This is a genomic window from Paraflavitalea pollutisoli, assembly GCF_029360705.1.
GTDB lineage: Bacteria > Bacteroidota > Bacteroidia > Chitinophagales > Chitinophagaceae > Paraflavitalea > Paraflavitalea pollutisoli.
This window is the reverse complement of the sequence record NZ_JARKMX010000014.1, coordinates 63,605-81,560: the sequence shown is the minus strand read 5'-3', so window position 1 is coordinate 81,560 and position 17,956 is coordinate 63,605. Positions and strand designations below refer to the sequence as shown.

12 protein-coding genes are annotated in these 17,956 nt (G+C 50.5%); 1 reads left to right on the top strand and 11 read right to left on the bottom strand.

Going from position 1 to position 17,956, the window contains the following annotated elements:
* Positions 1-6: 6 nt before the first annotated feature.
* The 8 genes from P2W70_RS30940 to P2W70_RS30905 all read right to left on the bottom strand — a co-directional run bounded on the left by P2W70_RS30940 (position 7) and on the right by P2W70_RS30905 (position 11,555).
* Entirely contained in the window at positions 7-1,728 is a 1,722-nt protein-coding gene (locus P2W70_RS30940; protein ID WP_276485476.1) for a RagB/SusD family nutrient uptake outer membrane protein, read from the bottom strand.
* 18 nt (positions 1,729-1,746) lie between these two features.
* Complete coding sequence (locus P2W70_RS30935; protein ID WP_276485475.1) at positions 1,747-4,998, bottom strand: SusC/RagA family TonB-linked outer membrane protein; 3,252 nt, start codon at positions 4,996-4,998, stop codon at positions 1,747-1,749.
* Between the two features lie 113 nt (positions 4,999-5,111).
* Positions 5,112-5,861: a DeoR/GlpR family DNA-binding transcription regulator gene (locus tag P2W70_RS30930; RefSeq protein ID WP_276485474.1), complete on the bottom strand. Its 750-nt coding sequence runs from the start codon at positions 5,859-5,861 to the stop codon at positions 5,112-5,114.
* 309 nt (positions 5,862-6,170) lie between these two features.
* Positions 6,171-6,680, bottom strand: coding sequence for a hypothetical protein (locus P2W70_RS30925; protein ID WP_276485473.1), 510 nt, complete (start codon positions 6,678-6,680; stop codon positions 6,171-6,173).
* A gap of 145 nt (positions 6,681-6,825) precedes the next feature.
* A complete protein-coding gene (locus P2W70_RS30920) occupies positions 6,826-8,466 on the bottom strand; it encodes an OstA-like protein (RefSeq protein WP_276485472.1) in 1,641 nt (546 codons plus the stop codon).
* A gap of 16 nt (positions 8,467-8,482) precedes the next feature.
* Entirely contained in the window at positions 8,483-9,466 is a 984-nt protein-coding gene (locus tag P2W70_RS30915; RefSeq protein ID WP_276485471.1) for an MlaD family protein, read from the bottom strand.
* A 116-nt stretch (positions 9,467-9,582) separates the two neighbouring features.
* Positions 9,583-10,506 (bottom strand): N-acetylmuramoyl-L-alanine amidase family protein, encoded by a 924-nt coding sequence (locus P2W70_RS30910; RefSeq protein ID WP_276485470.1) that lies wholly within the window; start codon positions 10,504-10,506, stop codon positions 9,583-9,585.
* Positions 10,507-10,625: 119 nt separating this feature from the next.
* A complete protein-coding gene (locus tag P2W70_RS30905) occupies positions 10,626-11,555 on the bottom strand; it encodes an N-acetylmuramoyl-L-alanine amidase family protein (RefSeq protein ID WP_276485469.1) in 930 nt (309 codons plus the stop codon).
* Between the two features lie 118 nt (positions 11,556-11,673).
* Between P2W70_RS30905 and P2W70_RS30900 the strand changes: the two genes are divergently transcribed.
* Positions 11,674-14,352 carry a putative LPS assembly protein LptD gene (locus P2W70_RS30900; RefSeq protein WP_276485468.1) on the top strand — a complete coding sequence of 893 codons (2,679 nt, stop codon included), beginning with the start codon at positions 11,674-11,676 and terminating at the stop codon, positions 14,350-14,352.
* A gap of 130 nt (positions 14,353-14,482) precedes the next feature.
* Here P2W70_RS30900 and P2W70_RS30895 read toward each other — a convergent pair whose 3' ends face one another.
* The 3 genes from P2W70_RS30895 to P2W70_RS30885 all read right to left on the bottom strand — a co-directional run bounded on the left by P2W70_RS30895 (position 14,483) and on the right by P2W70_RS30885 (position 17,930).
* Positions 14,483-15,223, bottom strand: coding sequence for a lysophospholipid acyltransferase family protein (locus P2W70_RS30895; protein WP_276485467.1), 741 nt, complete (start codon positions 15,221-15,223; stop codon positions 14,483-14,485).
* A gap of 17 nt (positions 15,224-15,240) precedes the next feature.
* Positions 15,241-15,912: a uracil-DNA glycosylase gene (ung, locus tag P2W70_RS30890; RefSeq protein WP_276485466.1), complete on the bottom strand. Its 672-nt coding sequence runs from the start codon at positions 15,910-15,912 to the stop codon at positions 15,241-15,243.
* An 86-nt stretch (positions 15,913-15,998) separates the two neighbouring features.
* Positions 15,999-17,930: a TlpA family protein disulfide reductase gene (locus P2W70_RS30885; protein WP_276485465.1), complete on the bottom strand. Its 1,932-nt coding sequence runs from the start codon at positions 17,928-17,930 to the stop codon at positions 15,999-16,001.
* Between the last annotated feature and the right edge of the window lie 26 nt (positions 17,931-17,956).

Sequence of the window (17,956 nt, the reverse complement as noted above, 5' to 3'; positions counted from 1 at the left end):
ACGTGATTATTCCCAGCCGGGGTTCTGTTTCAGGTCAACACCTCTGTCCTTGTACAGTTTGATCTGATCCAACGGCAGGGGGCTCAGGTAGACTTTGTCGCCGGGAAAAGGACGCTCCAATTCAGCTTTGCTGGATGGAACGACATACCCTTCAGCGGCACCACCCTCGATGACGACGGTTAACGTGGCGGCGTAGTCCGATTTCTTCACCCAGGCGCCGCGGTTGATGGTCAGGTTGGTTTTGGTATCCGTGTAGTCCAGTTTCTTCCATCTTCTCAGGTCATTGTTGCGGAAGCCTTCCATGGCCAGTTCGATGCGGCGCTCCCGGCGGATCTCCCAGATCATGGCAGGTACCAGCGGGTCGCGTTTTGGGTCATCGTAGGCGACGCCATTAACGGCCGGAGCGCCCCCCAGGATCTGCAGATCGGGCAGGTTGATGCCGGTACGCTTGCGCAGTTTATTGACGCTCTTGTCGAGGTCTGCCTGGGTAAGGGTACCCAGTTCAACGCAGGCTTCTGCATAGTTGATCAACACTTCACCAAAACGGATCACAGGTGCATCGGTGGTATTGGTGTTGGAGTTGCCATCTGCCACATCCTTGATGTCGTCGTTGAAGAACTTCAACGTCGAATAACCAGAGGTGGAATAGTTACTCGCTATGCCATTCAGCCTGAGCGCTGGTACGATCGTGGCGTTGAGGCGGGGATCGCGGTCTGCTACTACATTGGCGATGGTCTTATCTCCTTTGTACAGGGGAGAAAGGCTGATTGGTAGACCATCCTTGGCCAGGTAGCTTTCCAGCAGGTTGCGGGAAGCGCCGGTTTGTGCTTCTTTATTCACGTAGCTGTGCAAGCTATGGGTCAGCAGGTTGGTACCAGCCTCATACCTTCTATACAGGATCATTTCATTATTGGTAGACAGATCCAGTGAATTGAAGAGTTTGCGGTAATCGGGTCCCAACGTATAAGTGAATTTGGTGATTAGCTCATTGGATGCCCATTTAGCTGCTTCCAGGTATTCATTGGCCTTTGTCGTGTTGTTCTTTTGGTATTTCTGCCAGGTACCTTCGAAGAGAAATACACGTGACATGAAAGCCAGTACAACCGCTTTGTTCACGATCAGGCCTTTGGGGCCCGTTGCTGCATCCGCTTCCCGTACATTTTCAGCGGCGAATTTGAAATCTGCCAGTACACTGTCCATCACGAGTTCACGTGGATCGCGCGGCTTATACAGGGCAGCGGTATCATTTTCGCTGGTGATTGCCTGGCCGTACCAGGGGAAATCTCCAAAGGTGCGCACCTTGCTGCTGAATTCCATAGCACGGAAAAAACGGCCAATGCCTACCCAGTTGTTGATCGCCTCCGCGCTCATGGGAACCCCTTTTACGCGTTCGATGAAAAGATTGGCTTTGCGGATATTCGTAAATGCCCAACCACCGCCCGTAGCGGGTACCGTCTTGGTAAAGGGGGTAGGTGTTGTCGGTGCAAAATCATCGTTCAGGGATTCGCCGGAGAAATAGCCACCCCAGCTGAGGTCGAATCCGGAGGCATACCCGGGGAAATAACTGGGATAGAAGCCCCAGGTAAAGGTCCTTACGTTGCTTTCACTGGTCCAGTAAGTTTGGTCAGTCAGCTGATCCAGCGGCAGTTTAGTGAGAAACTCGTCGGTCTTTTTGCAGGCCACGGTCAGCATTACCGGCGCTAATATGGTGAATATGATTTTTTTCATACAATCTTTTTTTAAGAATTATAAAGTAACCTGTAATCCGACGGCCAGGGTTTTGCGATACGGATACACGCGACCGAAACCAGCCCGGTCATTATCCAATTGAGTCTGGCTGAAGTCGATTTCCGGATCGATGGGTATATCGCCGAGCTTGTCGAAGGTGATCAGGTTTTCGCCGGTGAAATAGATACGGGCTCTTTGCATGCCGGCTTTCTTTACGATGGCGGCAGGCAAGGTATATCCAACGGTAATGTTCTTGATACGGGTATAGGCCAGGTTCAGCAGGTAGCGCGTCTGAGGCTGGAAGTTCCAGCGATCGATCGTGGCACCGTATTCAACCGGGCGGGGATAGAAGGCATTCGGAGTATTGGCATCTTTCCAATAATCGGTCTGGTGCGAGAACCACGATTCTGCAGCACGGAAACCAGGGAATACAATGGGGCCACTTGCCCAGAGGTCACGTTTGGCAACGCCCTGTACATATACACCAAGATCGAAACCTTTATAGTCGGCATCGATGCGGAAGCCGTACTGATACCGGGGCGTAGAGTTGCCGATGATGCGTTTGTCGCCGGGGTTGTCTACGGTGTTGGTGCCCTGAAAGATCTCTCCATCGCCATCGAGGTCTTTGTACTTGATATCACCAGGACCGTATACGAAGGAGCCGCTTTCCAGTTTTTTCTGACTGGGAATGCCGGGTTTGGTAGTTCCTACACCTGAGAAATCGTCTGCCGTGAAGAGACGGTCTGTTTCATAACCCCAGATCTCACCGAGTGTCATGCCTTCATAATAAGTGGTGTTGATCGCTGCAATAGCACCAGGCAAAGACTTGGTAACCGCAGAGAATTTGGTGATCTTCTCCAGGGCGTCTGACAAGGTGCCGGTGAGGCCGATGTGCAGTCCATTGTGGAAGGTGTGGTTGAAGTCGATCGACAGTTCCCAACCGGTACCCTGCAGTTCACCGAAATTACGTACCGGCGAAGAAGTACCGAAGGAAGAAGGCAGGGTAACACCAGCCGTGATCATGTCGAGCGTATTGCGGCGGAACCAGTCGAAGCTGACACCCAGTTTATTCTGGATGAAACGGGCATCCACACCGAAGTCGAGGGTGTTGATGGTTTCCCAGGTCAGGTTGGGCGACAAGGCGCCAGGTGTACTCATGGTAACGGTATTGCCGCTGGGCAGGATCCATCCGGAGTTGCTGGAGCTCATGAGTGACAGGAAGCGGTAGTTGCCCACCACCTGGTTGCCCACGGAGCCATAAGAGGCGCGAACCTTCAGGAAGGACAATACATCACGGAGGGGATCCATATAGTCTTCTTCCGTGAGAACATAACCTGCCGATACGGAGGGGAAGAAACCCCAGAGATCGCTGGGCGGGAACTTAGATGAACCGTCATAGCGGCCATTCAGCTCCAGCAGCAACTTGTTCTTATAAGCATAGTTGATACGGCCGAAGAAACCGAGGGTAGACCAATGGCTGTTGCTGTTATCGGCGGTCATAGCGCCAGTTGCCAGCGACGGCTCGCCATAAGCAGGGTCGATGAGCAGTGCGCGCTCAGACGATTGATCCGTGGCACGATACAATTCGATATCGCCACCTGCAATGAATTTCAATACATGGTCCTTGTTGATGGTCTTGTTATAGGTCGCAAACACTTTGCCCGTATTGATCTCATTCCAGTAAGAATAATAACGGGCTTTGTTGTAGCTCACGGGCTGGTAGGCAGAATAGTTCAGGCCCACAGTGGTGCTGTAATCCCACCAGTTATACGCCAGCGTATTACCACCTACCTGCTTCAGGTGTTGGTTGATGTTGGTGTACGTGTAGTCGGCGTCGAGCGTAAATCCTTTGAAGGGTTTGAGGGTGGCTCCAACGGAGATACGCGACATCGCGCGTTTGTTGTTATCCATATTGGCCTGGGCCACCTCGGTCACAGCATTCCGGAACGGCTTGCCGTCTACGGTACCATAAGGATGGTTGGCTGGCCAGCGGTAGAGATAATACAAGGGGCCGTACTGGGTGCCGCTGAATATGAAGGGTGTTTCGAGCAGCGTATTCGAATAGATGAGTTTTCCCCGTACATCCAGCCAATCTTTCACTGCCGTGGTCATGCCAAGCGTAAGATTATAACGTTTGAACTGATCGGGATTGGTTTTCAGGATACCGTCCTGGTTCATATAACCAAGGCCGAGTGTATAGGAGGTCTTTTCACTGCCGCCGCTCACGTTGATATCGTGGCGTTGTTGCAGTGTCCAGTCTTTCATGTACATTTTTTCAGGATCGAAAGAGCGATAGAAGTATAATTTACCGCCGATGGTATCCCAATCGCGTCCTTTCAACATTTCATCGCCGAGGTCCTGACCGCCATATTGCTTTTCCCATTCCCGCATTTTGCCGATGGCAAACTGGTCGATGGTAGAGCCCAGCAGTTTGAAGGAGGTAGCGCTGCTGGTGCGTTGAAGAGCAGCCAGGGTTGCTTCCGAGTTATCTGCCGCACCCATCAGCTTGGGAGTGGTGGTAGGAGCACTCCAGGCAAAGTTGTTGGAATAAGTGATCCTGGTAGGAGCGCCTTTTTTGCCTGATTTAGTAGTGATCAGGATAACGCCAAAAGCACCACGCGTACCGTAGATGGAAGCCGAGGCCGCATCTTTCAGTACGGAGATCGATTCAATATCATCGGGATTGATCATCTGAAGGCTGGGGATCTCTACGTTGTCTACGAGAACCAGGGGCTTGGCGCCTCCCGAGCCGGTATTCAATGAACCCTGGAGACCGCGTAACCTGATCTTGGGATCAGTGCCGAGGTCACCGGTAGCAGTAGTGATGGTAAGGCCGGCCACGGCGCCCTGTAACCCACGCGCAACGTCTGTCACCGGACGGGAACCAAAGGTTTTGTCAACATCTACCGTGGCAACCGCGCCGGTCAGGTTGGCTTTCTTTTGGGTGCCATAACCTACAACAACCACCTGTTGCATCGCCTGGTTGGTAGGTTCCAGTTCAATGCTGTACTCGGTAGCTGCCGTTACGTTTGACGTTGAAGGCGCATATCCGACAACAGTCACGGTAATGGTTTTGGCTCCTTTCACATCGATCGTGAATTTTCCTTGTGCATTTGTTTGAACGGACTGCGGACCCTTGCCGGCAGTCACCGTAGCCGACGCGATCGGCTCCCGGGTAGCTTTATCGACTACCCCGCCGGTGATGGTCTGCCCATAAGCAAAGCCTGTCAGGCAAAGCAGTATAAGCAGGAATAGTGGTTTTGTTCTCATAAATTGTTATTTAAAGTGTATGGAGCCTAGTTGATGAACAATAAGCCGGACCCGATAAGAATAGGATAAGAATGGCTGGAATGCACAAAGGGACGGTGAACGGGCAGTTCGCCTTATAATACCTCGATACCCATATTGACATAGGGCTGTAAGGCCGGGTCACCCGGCGGCAATTCGGTGATCAGCGTATGGATACTGCTGACCGGACAAACGTGTACAGGCTTGACGCTGTTAGTCTTTTCGGCAATACTGAGGCAAACGACCTTCTGGGAAGACTCGATCATTGCTTTCTTTAGCTGGACTACATCCCAATCGCTGTCGGAAACACCGTGCTGCACGGAGATCGCATCGATACCCAGGAAACACAGATCGGCACGGATATGCCCAATCTTGGAGATGGCTTCACCGCCAACCGTGATACGACTGTTCTTGGATATTTTATCGCCAATGACGATCACGTCAATATTGGGATGCTGGAGATATTCTACGATAGCCGGCAAGCTACCCGATACGAAAGTGGCGCGCAACTGCGGTGGCAATACACGAGCCAGTTCAAGGATGGTGCTACCCCCACTCGTGAGGATATACATACCATCTTCGATCAGGGAAGCTGCTTTTTCTGCGATCACCTTTTTGTGGTCATGCAGGTAAATACTGCTGGATGGATTGGACAGGTCATGAAAGGAGTGGGAGAGAGCGCCTCCATGTACCTTGATGATCCGGCCATCTTCTGCCAGTTCATGCAGGTCTCTGCGGATCGTATCTTCAGATACATTGATCTCGCTGCTGAGTGTGGAAGACAATACTTTGTTGTGCAGATTGACCTGCCGGAGTATATAAGCTTGCCGTTCTTTTTTAAGCATATCAGCTTGGTTGACGAGCCAAATTAGGAAAATTGTCGCATAAAAAAGCAAATATGGGATAGATAACGAGCATTTAACCTGCCAATCGTGCATGTTTCGACATATATGTGCAGGTAAAGTCGGTTTGAGGGGTAAAATGCGACTAAATTCCGCAACCGGAGGAGATAACCGGCAGCAGGGGTGATGCGGAAGGCTGAACGAAGGGGAGAGGATGCGCTAAAAATCGCGTCGCCACGGACGCAAGGAGGCTGCCCTACCCATAAAGGCAGGCAGGCGCTGAGGACAGGAAGGGGGCTATGAAAGGGGGATTTAGGGTTTGGGACCTAGCGTAAACCGCACCGATAGCGCGAAAGCGTCCGGCACAAAGTTGATCTCCGGGCTAATGTCGAGCTCCGGTTTCCAGTCGATCGATAGGCTGACGGGGACCGTGGGAAACTTGTAGTCGAGGCCCAGTACCCCCATCGGACCGGCATAGGTTCTGTTATCCTGCCAGCCGATATAAGGACCAGCTCCATAAAACCAGCGCAGTCCATCAGCTCCGGGAATGGTATTGTGGATCTCGAGCAGGGCACCCATTCCAAAGCGACTGCCGAAGGATACGAGGCCTTCTACCGCACTCTTCTCATGAATGAAATATTTGCCGCTGACGGAGGTGTTGATGGTTGGCGAGGAATTGCTGAGGCGTAAGCCAAATCCCCAGCGGTAATCCTGTGCATCGGCACGTTGATGAAGTAGCAGGCAGCAGCTGGTGAAGGCGACCAGTAGCGTTACCTGTTTTGCAATGGGGTTGTTGCTGATGTGCGGTGTAAGGCGTTTCATGGTCCGTCCGGTTTGTAGTTATGAACGAAAAATAATGCCATCATATATGGTGTGCCCGTTAAAGTTGCGTGAATGTAAACGGACACAAAAACACCGCACGGCGGGTGGCACGTGCGGTGTGATATCTTATATTATTCCCATAGGGCTAGTTGCCGAAGAGTTCAAACTTGGTCTTGGGTCTTCTGGCTTCCAGCCACCGGAAGTTGCGTAGTAGCTTGTCTTGTTCGGTGGTTTGTTTGGCGGGGAACATCGTTGCCTTGGGTTCGCTGATGACCACCACTTTGTTCAGTTCTTTGTTGAGGAACCGCAGATCGATGATATCTCCTTCGGCTTTGTTGACGCCCACCAGGGCACTGTCTTCGTCCATGACGTAGAAAACACTTTCTGCATTGCCTTTCGAGCGCATGTAATCGATATTCCCGTCGACAAAGTATCCATTCATCCGGTTACCCCGTAACTGGTTGTACATGTCTTTGCCAACCTTGTTGACCGCAAACCCATTCTCGAATACATAGAGCCGGGAAGGTTTTTTATCCTTCGTATAGAGGTACATGGTATCGCCCGTGATCTGGCTGTTATTGGCCCAGGCAATAGGGTCAGTAAACAATTGGAAAACCGAATCGGCCCCGCTGTAGAACATGCTGTCGGATACGGCCTGCAGTGAATCGGAGAAGATCCGTACATGGTGGTAGCCCTGGAAGTACCGGTCGGCACTGTCGTTTTTGGGCTTTTCCTTTACGTTCAGTGTAATAGCACCTTTGATGGTATCGAGCTTACCGGTCGATGAGTCAGTGCGGGTCAGTACTTTCAACTTGCTGAGCCGGCCAGAGTACAAGGTATCGGCCGTCACATAAATAGAGTCTTTGTCCTGCTTGATGATCATCAAAGGATTTTGGGTGGCAAAAAAGGTCTCGTCCTTTTTGTTGACCCACATATAATTGGCGAGTACCGATACCGATTGCACGCTGTCTACGTGCACAGCACGACCAGTCAGCGTAGTAATGCCGGTACTATCATTGATATCTACAAAGTCGGCGGTGGTCCTGGTCCTGGCTTTGGCATCGATCATGGTCGGGCGCTTGCCAAATTCCGCTTTTTTGTTTTTGAGGTCATAGAAACCCTCTTTGGTTTCGATCTCGCGTTGCGAGCTGTCTTTGATATAGGTCTTGGTAATAAAGGTGGTGACCTCCGTATTCGTATTATATAACAATGAATCGGACCGGAGCTGGTAGGCGGGGTCGATCAATACCACCTCCTTCTTGAAATATACATCTTTGAGATCGCCATAATAAGTGGCTTCCTTGCTGGTCAGTACCGATTTGCTGTTGACTACTTTGCCGCCATTGAAGTATTCTCCGATCTTTTCGTTGGAGTCGTAGTGCAATTCATTCGTGGTCAGTGTGGATTTGCCGTCCGTAAGCCTGGCATTGTTGGTGAGGATGGCCTTCTTGGTATCCACGTAGTACAGCAGTTTATCCGCATAGGTATGGATGCTGTCGGCATCATTGATGTGTACATGCCCAAAAGCCTCGACGATCCTGGTTTTCTTGTTGTAGATGACGCTGTCGCCAAAGAAATGGGTTTTGCCTTGCTTCAGGTGCACTTTACCCACGAGTATCTGTAAGTCGACCGTGGTGTCGACGGTTTCCAGGCGGATCTTATCGGCATAGATCAGGTCTACCACCCGGACGCTATCGGCGCCTGGTTGTGGTGTAACAGTTACCTGTGCGGAAGCCGCGGTGCTCAATAATAGTAATGCCACCAGGAGGTTAAGGAACCTTCGCATCTTATACTTCTCAGGATTACTTCTTGGAGGTAGAGTCATAGATAGGTGCCGTCAGCGGTCCTTTTTTGTCTTTTCTCCCAAATACGGAAATGCTAACATAACGTTTGGGGTGCATCCGCAAATCGTCGAGCAAGGTAGTCAAACTGCGATTCGTTTGCAGAAGCTGGTCGTACAATTTGCGATCATTTAACAGCGAACCGAGGGTGCCTTTGCTGTTGTTGATGTTGTCCACCGTAGCGTCCAGCTTTTTCAACGTGCCTTCGAGGGTATTGACTGCCTGGTCGAAATTGGCATTGGCAAGCTTTGCTGTTGCTTTTTCCATATTGGCTACTGTCGCCGATATCTTTTCATTGTTGTTGGCCAGGTTGCCGGTGATGGACTCGGTATGAGCCAGCGTTTTGGCCAGCATGCCGGTTTGGGCATCGAGCAGCCGTTCCAGCGATTTGGAAGAAGTTGTCAGGTTGGCTACAATACTTTGCAGGTTATTCTTGGTATTGGGGTCCAGGACGCTGTTGAGATTGTGGAGTACGCTATCCAGGGAACCCAGTGTTTTGTTGACGCTGGCCAGGGTGGGGTCGAGGCTGCTTTGCAGTCTGTCGGCCAGTCCGAGGCTTTTCATGGTGTTCAGGGTATCGCCATCTACGACATAAGCCGTCGAATTGCCCAATTTGATCTTTATAGCGGTCGTACCCAGCAGTTCGCTGCTAATGGTGGCCACCGAATTTCTGGGGATATTGATGTCTTTGTTGAGGCTGATGGTGACGATGATGGCGCTCAGGTTCTTGTCCTTTTCCTTCATACCGTACACTTTACCCACCTGTAAACCATTTATCATGATGGGATTGGATACCTGTAAGCCGTCTACATTGGGGAATTCTGCGTAGATCTTATCGCTACGGTCGGTAACATTTCTACCCTTCAGAAAGTTAAACCCCAAGATCAATATGACGATAGCTATAGCAGTGAGAGATCCTACCTTGGTTTCATTCGAAATTTTCATTACCGGCTATTTTGTGAGCAATGGCGCTTCTGGAATGTTGTTTATGAATTCCTTAAAAAAGCATACCAGCGACAAAAATAGGGAATTACAGGTTGTGGGAATCCAGTTTTCGGCATTTAAAAGCCCTGTTGCGGCGCTGGATTGCCTTCAGTGGCCAATTTATAGCGCTTGATGGCATTCATGACCTGGGTGGCAATTTCCTCCTGCCCTTTTGTACTGTTGAGGTAATCTTCATCCGGGCGGTGCGAAATAAACCCGGTTTCCACAAGGATACTGGGCATGGCCGTGGCCTGCAGCACCCAGATGCCTTTTTCATTGCGCTGTTTTACGCCCCGGCTTTCGCGGCCGCCGTTCACAAATTCTTCTTCCACCAGGGTCGCCAGCATCAGGCTCTTGTCAAAATACTTTTTAGTCCACAGCAAAGATTTGGCCTTGAACTCCGGATCGTTGATATCGGGTGCGTATTCGGTAGAGTCGTTCACATCTTCCGAAAGGCGCTCACCCACGTATTCCCCTTTGGCATCGGCGCGATCGGCAGCCCAGATATAGGTTTCCGTGCCCCGGGAAGGGTTGTCGGTATAATAGACGGTGTACTTTGGCACTTTGCGGGTTCGCTTTTTCCGGCTTTTGCCTTTACCGGTATAATAGGTTTCGGTACGGTAGCCGGCGAACTTGGAATGCTTGATCTTACCTCCGGCGTTTACGTGGATCGATACGAACAGATCCCCCTTGTTGGCATTGGCAAAATCAGCACGGGACTTGATCGAAGGATATTCGTCGCGGGTACGCGTATAGAGTATCTTGACATTGGGAAATTCCTGTTCCAGTTTTTTACCCAGCTTCAACGCTACCGCCAGGCAAATGTCTTTCTCGAAAGAATAATCGCCGCGGGCACCATTGTCGGAGCCGCCATGACCTGCATCGACGATGATGGTTTTTATCACAGGTTTCTGCACAGGAGCACCGGGCTCGGCGTAAAAGGAGGTCAATACCGTAAAGGCGATGGCTATCAGCAGTAAACAAGTGATCTTTTTCATCATATCGCTTAACGGGCGCTTTAAATAGTGAGTGCCTGGGATTTTATAGATGCAAAAATAACGGATGAAGATGCTTATTAATACGTTAATATTCAGGGAGGCGATATTTTTCCCGATAGCGGTTATTTTCCGTCAAGGGCGGCGTTGTATTTGCGGAGTGCTGTGATGATGCCGTTCACTACTTCCTGCTGGCCTTTGTCGCTATTGAGGTATTTTTCTTCTTCTGTATTGGAGAGAAATCCTGTTTCTACCAGAATGCTGGGCATACCCGTCGCCTGCAACACCCAGATGCCCTCCTGGTTCCGCTGCTTTACCCCATAGCTGATGCGCCCACTTTTGCGGAAAGCTTCTTCGACGAAATTGCCGAGGGTTAGGCTTTTGCCAAAGTATTTTTTCTCGTACAACTGCGCCCGGATGCGGGCTTCGGGGGTATTCATGTCAAACTCGATGGAGCTGTCGGCATGTTCTCCGCTTTCTTCCTGGCGTTGATTGATCGCTTCGCCTTTAAGTCCCACCCGGTCGGATGCCCAGATATAGGTTTCGGTACCCTTATGGGTGTTCTTGACGTAATAAGATTTATATACAGGAACTTTTTTTGTTTTCTTCTTTTTCCCTTTACCGGTGGTCACGTTCCTGTACGACACGATCTTTTTTTCGTACCAGCCACCTGGCTTTTTACCGATCGAATTGCAATGGATGCTGATAAAGAGATCGCCATTAGAGGAATTTGCAAAGTCGGACCTGTAATAATAGGACTCTTTCATCGTTTTGTTGCCCGGTAGGATGTCGGTAGAGCGTGTATACAACACCTTGGTATCGGGAAAGGCGGCTTTGATGGCTTTGCCCAGTTTGAGGGAGATGGCAAGTGCCACATGCGACTCGCGGGAGAAACTGCCCAGGGTACCGGGGTCGCGCCCTCCATGACCGGGGTCGATGATGATGATACCTATTGGAGAACCTTGTTTGGGGGGTACAGGTTTTTTAGCAGTAAACGCAATCAACAGCAATGCTCCCACAGTGAAAAAAACGACGCCTGTAATCCTTTTGAACATATTTTGTTATGATTTTATGGGCACACCAATCTTCACACATTCTTAATGCATTTATATCTATTTTTGCCCACCACTGCATATGATCTACGGACGCAAAAATAGCCTAAAACAACCAGGGTTGCCGATATTACTCGCTGCACTATTCCTTTTAACGGTGAATGTGCTGGGTAATTATTCCCGTACTACTGGTTTTGACAATACATTAACGGCCTACCAGGATACTACGAAACCGGGAACGGATACCATCCCCAGGCTGCGCGATTCCGCGGCCAGGAAAACCGTGGACACGGCCGGTAAAAAGAACGATACATCGGGTATCAAAACCGATACCTTCGGCATAAAACTTTCCAAAGACTCATTGGATGCCCCCATTCATTATTCGGCCTCGGATTCGATGGTGATGGATATACCCAATAAGCGGATCATCATGTATAGCAAAGGTCAGGTGAAGTACAAGGATATGGACCTGACGGCCGATAGTATTGAAATGGATCAATCGAAGAATGAAGTGATTGCCACTTCACGCCGCGACTCAGCCGGTAATTTTAGGGGCAGACCCAAAATGGTGCAGGCCGAAAGTATCCTGGATGCGGACTTCATGCGTTTCAATACCAAAACCATGAAAGGGCTTACCCAATCGGCCATTACTGCCCAGGGTGAAATGATCGTTCATGGCGCTACCATTAAAAAGATTTCTCCTACAGAATATTTCGCGGCAAGAGGTATCATCACGACTTGTAACCTGGATACACCGCACTTCAATTTCCGGACACCCCGCATGAAGATGGTGACCCAGAAGCTGGCGATCACGGGGCCGATACACCCCGAATTTGAAGGAGTACCCGTACCCATCTACCTGCCCTTTGGTTTCTTTCCACTCAACCAGGGGCGTCATTCGGGTATGTTGCCTCCCCAGTTTGCCGCCAGCGACCAGTTTGGTCTTGGCCTCGAAGGACTGGGTTATTATAAAGTAATCAACGATTACTTCGACGTTACTTTGCGTACCAATATTTACTCCTATGGGGGCTGGGCCGCATTCGTAACGCCGACTTACCGAAAACGGTACCGGTACAATGGATCCATGAACCTGGCTTACCAGAGTACGCGGATCCTCAGTAATGACGCCAAGCAGGAATTTACCACCGCGCAAACCTTCAACATCTCCTGGAGCCATTCGGTAGATAGCCGGGCCAGGCCGGGACAGAGCTTCTCCGCCAACGTGAATGCCGGTTCATCCAAATACAACCAGTATGTCACCAACAACCCATTGCGCAACTACCAGAACAGTTTGAGTTCTTCTATCACGTATTCCAAGACCTGGGGTACTATGTTCAACCTGACGGCCAGTGCCAACCACAACCAGAATAACACCACCACGCTTATTAATATGAACCTGCCCAATGTGGCGTTCACGGTCAATACCTTTTATCCCTTTGCCCGTAAAGAGGCCGTGGGGGCTTCGAAATGGTATGAGAAGCTGGGTATTGGTCTGAACACGAATGTGGCGAACCAGATCAGTCTGTACGAAAAGGATTTCAGCCTCAGCAAGATCCTCGATACGATGCAATGGGGTGCCCAACACAGTATTCCCATCCAGCTGTCGCTGCCTTCGCTGGGCCCCTTACAGGTATCGCCCGGTATCAGCTTCCAGGAAAAATGGTACTCGCGCAAGTTCACGCGTGAGTGGGATAAGGTCAACAACCGGATGGATACGCTTACCGAAAAAGGGTTCTACACCATGCGTGATATCTCCTTCAGCCTGGGCTTGAGTACAGCTATCTTCGGGAAGTTTGAAAAGTTTGGCCCCAATAGTCCCATAACGGCGATCCGCCACGTGATAAGGCCTACCTTATCCATCAGCTATAAGCCAGACTTGTCGAAAGGGGCATATTACAATGCACAAATCGATAGTACTGGTAAGAACTTTTACCGGTTCTCTCATTTCGACGGTACCATCTTCGGACCTTTTGGGGAAGGGCAATTTGGCGGTATCAGTTTTGGTCTCGACAACAACCTGGAAGCGAAAGTGCGGTCAAAAAAAGATACCACTGACGGCGGCATTAAAAAGATCCGCCTCATCGATGGCTTTGGTTTCAATGGAGGGTATAACTTCCTGGCCGACTCGTTCAAATTGTCGACGATCAGTCTTTACCTGCGCAGTACCTTGTTTGAAAAGATCAACATCACCGCAGGGGCCAACCTCGATCCCTATAAGGTGAATGACAGAGGATTCAGGATCGACGAGTATTCCTGGTCGGGTGGGCGGTTCTCTCCGGGCCGTATTACCAGTGGTAACGTCGCCGTATCTACCTCTTTCCAGAGTAAGCCCAAGGACGATAAAAAGGCACCCAAGGAAGAAGACTCGTTCAACAGTCAATTGCCGCCCATGACGCCGGAAGAACAGCAGGAACAGCTGATGTTTGCCCGACAGAACCCGGCGGAGTTTACCGACTTCAATATCCCCTGGTCGCTGAACTTGTCGTATTCGTTCAGTTTTTCGCGCTTGTTCAAAGCCGATTACTCGGGCTGGGAAACACAGACCAATTCAAACGTCAGCGTGAACGGTGATTTCAACCTGACACCCAAGTGGAAGGTGGGCGTTAACACCTATTACGATTTCCGTACCTCCTCGATACAGATGCTGACGATGTTCCTGTCGCGTGAAATGCACTGCTGGCAGTTGTCGATCAACGTAACACCGGTGGGCACCTATCGTTCGTTCAACATCACCATCAATCCCAAGTCGGGCCTGCTGCGTGACCTTCGGATCAACAGAACCCGTTTCTACTACCAGTAACAATAGATTACCAACAAAGCGGCCCGCTGTCTCATCGACGGCGGGCCGCTTTGTTTATAATTAGCTTATATTTTCCCTCACTGTCTCGTTGCCTCTGTGCCTCGCTGCCTTGTTGCCTCGGTGCCTGGTATCACTTATTCGACACATAATACGCCGTCATGATCTCGTGGGTCCGGTTCTTCAGCGACTCTACCGTATCGTTGGGGGCTACGGGTATCGGCGGCAGGAAGTGAAAACGTAAAGGGTGCGGCATCAGGAAGAAAGGTTTGTCGGCCGGCAGCACACCACGGGTATTGAAGATGATCCCGGGCACCACCGCTTTGCCGGTATCGATGGCCAGGCGGAAGGCGCCGTCATGGAAAGCCTTGATGGGTTGGTCACTTTTATTGCGGGTGCCTTCGGGATAAATACACATGTGCAGGCCCATCGCCAGTACTTTCTTCATTTGCCCATAACTATCTTTCCGGCTTTTCTCGCTCTTGCGGTCTACCAGTACGCTACCTGTGCGATAGATCAATCCGAAGAGGGGGATCTTTGCCATTTCTATTTTGGCGATGGTCTTATTGCCTCCAGGAATATAGGGCGAGGAGATGGGCACATCCATGAACGAATTGTGGTTGCAAACGACCACATAATTTTCGCCGGGCTTGAAGTTTTTGCGGCCGCGTACACGCAGCGGACAGCCGATGAGGGGCAGGAATACACCCATCCATACGCGCGACATGGAGATGAAGCGCAGCGTTTTTTTCGGATCGGGCAGGTATACGGTAAACAGCAGGAAGGGGATGAGGAACACGATCAGCGTAACGGTAAATACGATGATGGCCCATATGGCAAAAACTCGACCCAATATCTCTTTGATCAGTTTCATGGACGCAAGTTAATGGATTAGAGCGACCAGTCTATCGGATCGAGCCCTTCCTGAACCAGGTATTCATTGGTTTTGGAAAAATGGCGGCAGCCGAAAAAACCGCTGTCGGCCGAGTAGGGAGAAGGGTGTGCTGCTTTGAGCACCTGGTGTTTGGTTTCATCGATGAGCTCTTGTTTGGCCTGTGCAAACTTGCCCCAGAGCAGGAATACGACGCCTTTCTTTTGCTCCGATACCTTGCGGATGACGGCATCGGTAAAGTCGGCCCAGCCAATGCGGGAATGGCTCATGGGTTCGCCTGCTCTTACGGTCAGCGAAGCGTTGAGCATCAAAACGCCCTGCTCGGCCCATTTTGTCAGGTTGCCGTGTTTGGGAATGGGCAGCCCGATATCGTTGTGGATCTCTTTATAGATATTGACCAGGGAGGGCGGGGGCTTCACGCCATCCTGTACCGAAAAGGAAAGTCCATGGGCCTGCCCCTGTCCATGGTAAGGGTCCTGTCCGATCACCACTACTTTTACCGCATGGAACGGGGTGAGGTTAAAGGCATTGAAAATAAGACCACCGGGCGGATAGATGGTTTTGCCACCCGCTTTTTCCAGTTTCAGGTGACCTACGATCTGCGTGAAATAATCTCTTTTAAACTCCTCCTTCAATACCTGTTTCCAGCTATCGTCTATTTTGACTTCCATGCCTTGATTTTGCCCAAATGTATAAAAAAAATGATGGGCCTGCATCCCCTCTTGGTACAGGCCCATCGTAATCTGATCGATGATTGTCAAAATCCTCTTTTACCACTGCCTGCGCCCGCTTCGCGGGCCAGTTCGATCATAGCCGTAATTTGGTCGGTCAGGTTTTCGTCTGATCCGCCAAACCCAGCCTCCATAAAGCGAATGAGACCATTACCGTCGATAATGTATTTGGTGGGGAAACCAGGTACTTTGAAGCTGTTGACGACCGCATCATCCAGGTCAAGCAGTACACGAAACGGGTAGTTGTTCTTTTGTAGAAAACTGGCCACTTTTTTATTCACCTCCTGCGGGGTTCCTTTTTCTCTTGCATCGACAAACAGGAATACGACGTTGGGATCCTGTTTGAATTTTTCTTTGGCCATCTTCATGGCTGGAAAAGAGGCTACACAAGGCCCACACCAGGTACCCCAAAAATCGAGTACGACCACTTTCCCTTTTAGGCTGGACATTGATACTTCTTTGCCATCAAGGTCTTTGAGTGTGAAATCAGGAGCTGTTTCCTGGAGTATCTCCTGGGAGAGTTTGGTGCGCAACCTGGCCAGCAGTTCGGTTTTCAACCCATTGTAGTAGCCATCCCATTGCTGTTCGGTATGCTTGAGCAGGTATGTTTTTTTCAGGGCTGCTTTCATGGCCGGAGAGGCTTTGCCGGTTCGTACACATTGTTCCAGGAAGGGTTGCGTGGCGACCGCCCCTTTCACTTTCTCCGAATAAACAGCAAATGCCTCATAAGGAGTAGTTGTATAAGAAAAGACCGACATGGTTTTTTCCTGCCAGTCATAAGCTTGCTGGTATTGTTTGCGGTGATACAGGAGCAGCGCATAGGTTCTTGTATAGGCCAGGTACGTATTGTGCAGTTGATGCTTCCATCCCGCCTCCGTCAAATAAGCTGGTTTGCCGTTGGTATTGTTCAGCAGTGCCTGTTGCAGAGCCATAGCTTCCTGTACATATTTCTCCGACAGCGAAACGTTGATGGGCTTGCCATGAATGTTTTCACCGGCGAGTTTCTCGGCAATATCGTGGTACATAACGGCCCGTTGCCGGTTGTCACGGATACGGTGGGCATACCATTCTGCTTTGGCAATGCTGTCTTTGGCCAGCCAGGCGGCTGAGAGTCCATTGCAATAGCGGTCAAAATCAATCGAGTCGGCAGGGGTTACGGGGGGCAGGTCCTTCAGCAACTGACCATACAACACTTCCATTTTCTCCGGATTTTCTTCTTCATTCCAGAATGCCGCGACGCGGTAAAAGCGGTAGACTTTGCCTGTGGGGTAACGAGCAAGGATCACCGAGTCGACACCTGCTTTCCTTTGCGGTTGCTTGATACGGGTATAGAGGTATTTGATGTAGTCGAGGTCGCTTTCCGGGGTAACCGGATTGTCGATCAGCCTGTCGATCTCTTGTTGCAATTGTGCGCGGTCTTCCGGCTTGTCACTAAGGGTGAGGGTAAAAAGATAGTATTGTGGGTATGTTGCTTTCAGGTAGGCTTTATGAAGCGCCATATCTTCCAACGCTAATTGCTGACTCTCTGCAATCGACATTTCTTTTGCCCAGAGGTTTCCATATCGTTGGGCGGCCTGTCCCCAGGTGCGTCGCGCGCCTGGCAAAGGCCGGCTGTCATTTCCATACAGGTAGGTGTGGGGATCTGCGTCTTTTATGTAAAGCCTTGTCGGAAAACCGATCGCTACTGCCAGCGTACCTGGCTGTGTGGTAAAGTTGCCCGTGTGATAGATGCCATTACGTACCAGTTTTATTTCTTGTGCAACCGGTACCTGATCCATTTCCAACAGATAAACAACAGCGACCTGGCTGTCTTGTGGGGGCAAACCGATCGAGTCGCCGTTGACGACAACGGTGATCGGCTGGCCGGGTATTGGTTTCGCTGGCAGAAATTGAACGGACACCTGGGCCGACAACGAGCCACAACATAGTAAAGCAAGCACGTAGAGGAGCGATCTCATACGGATTCTTTTTGTGACGGTAATAC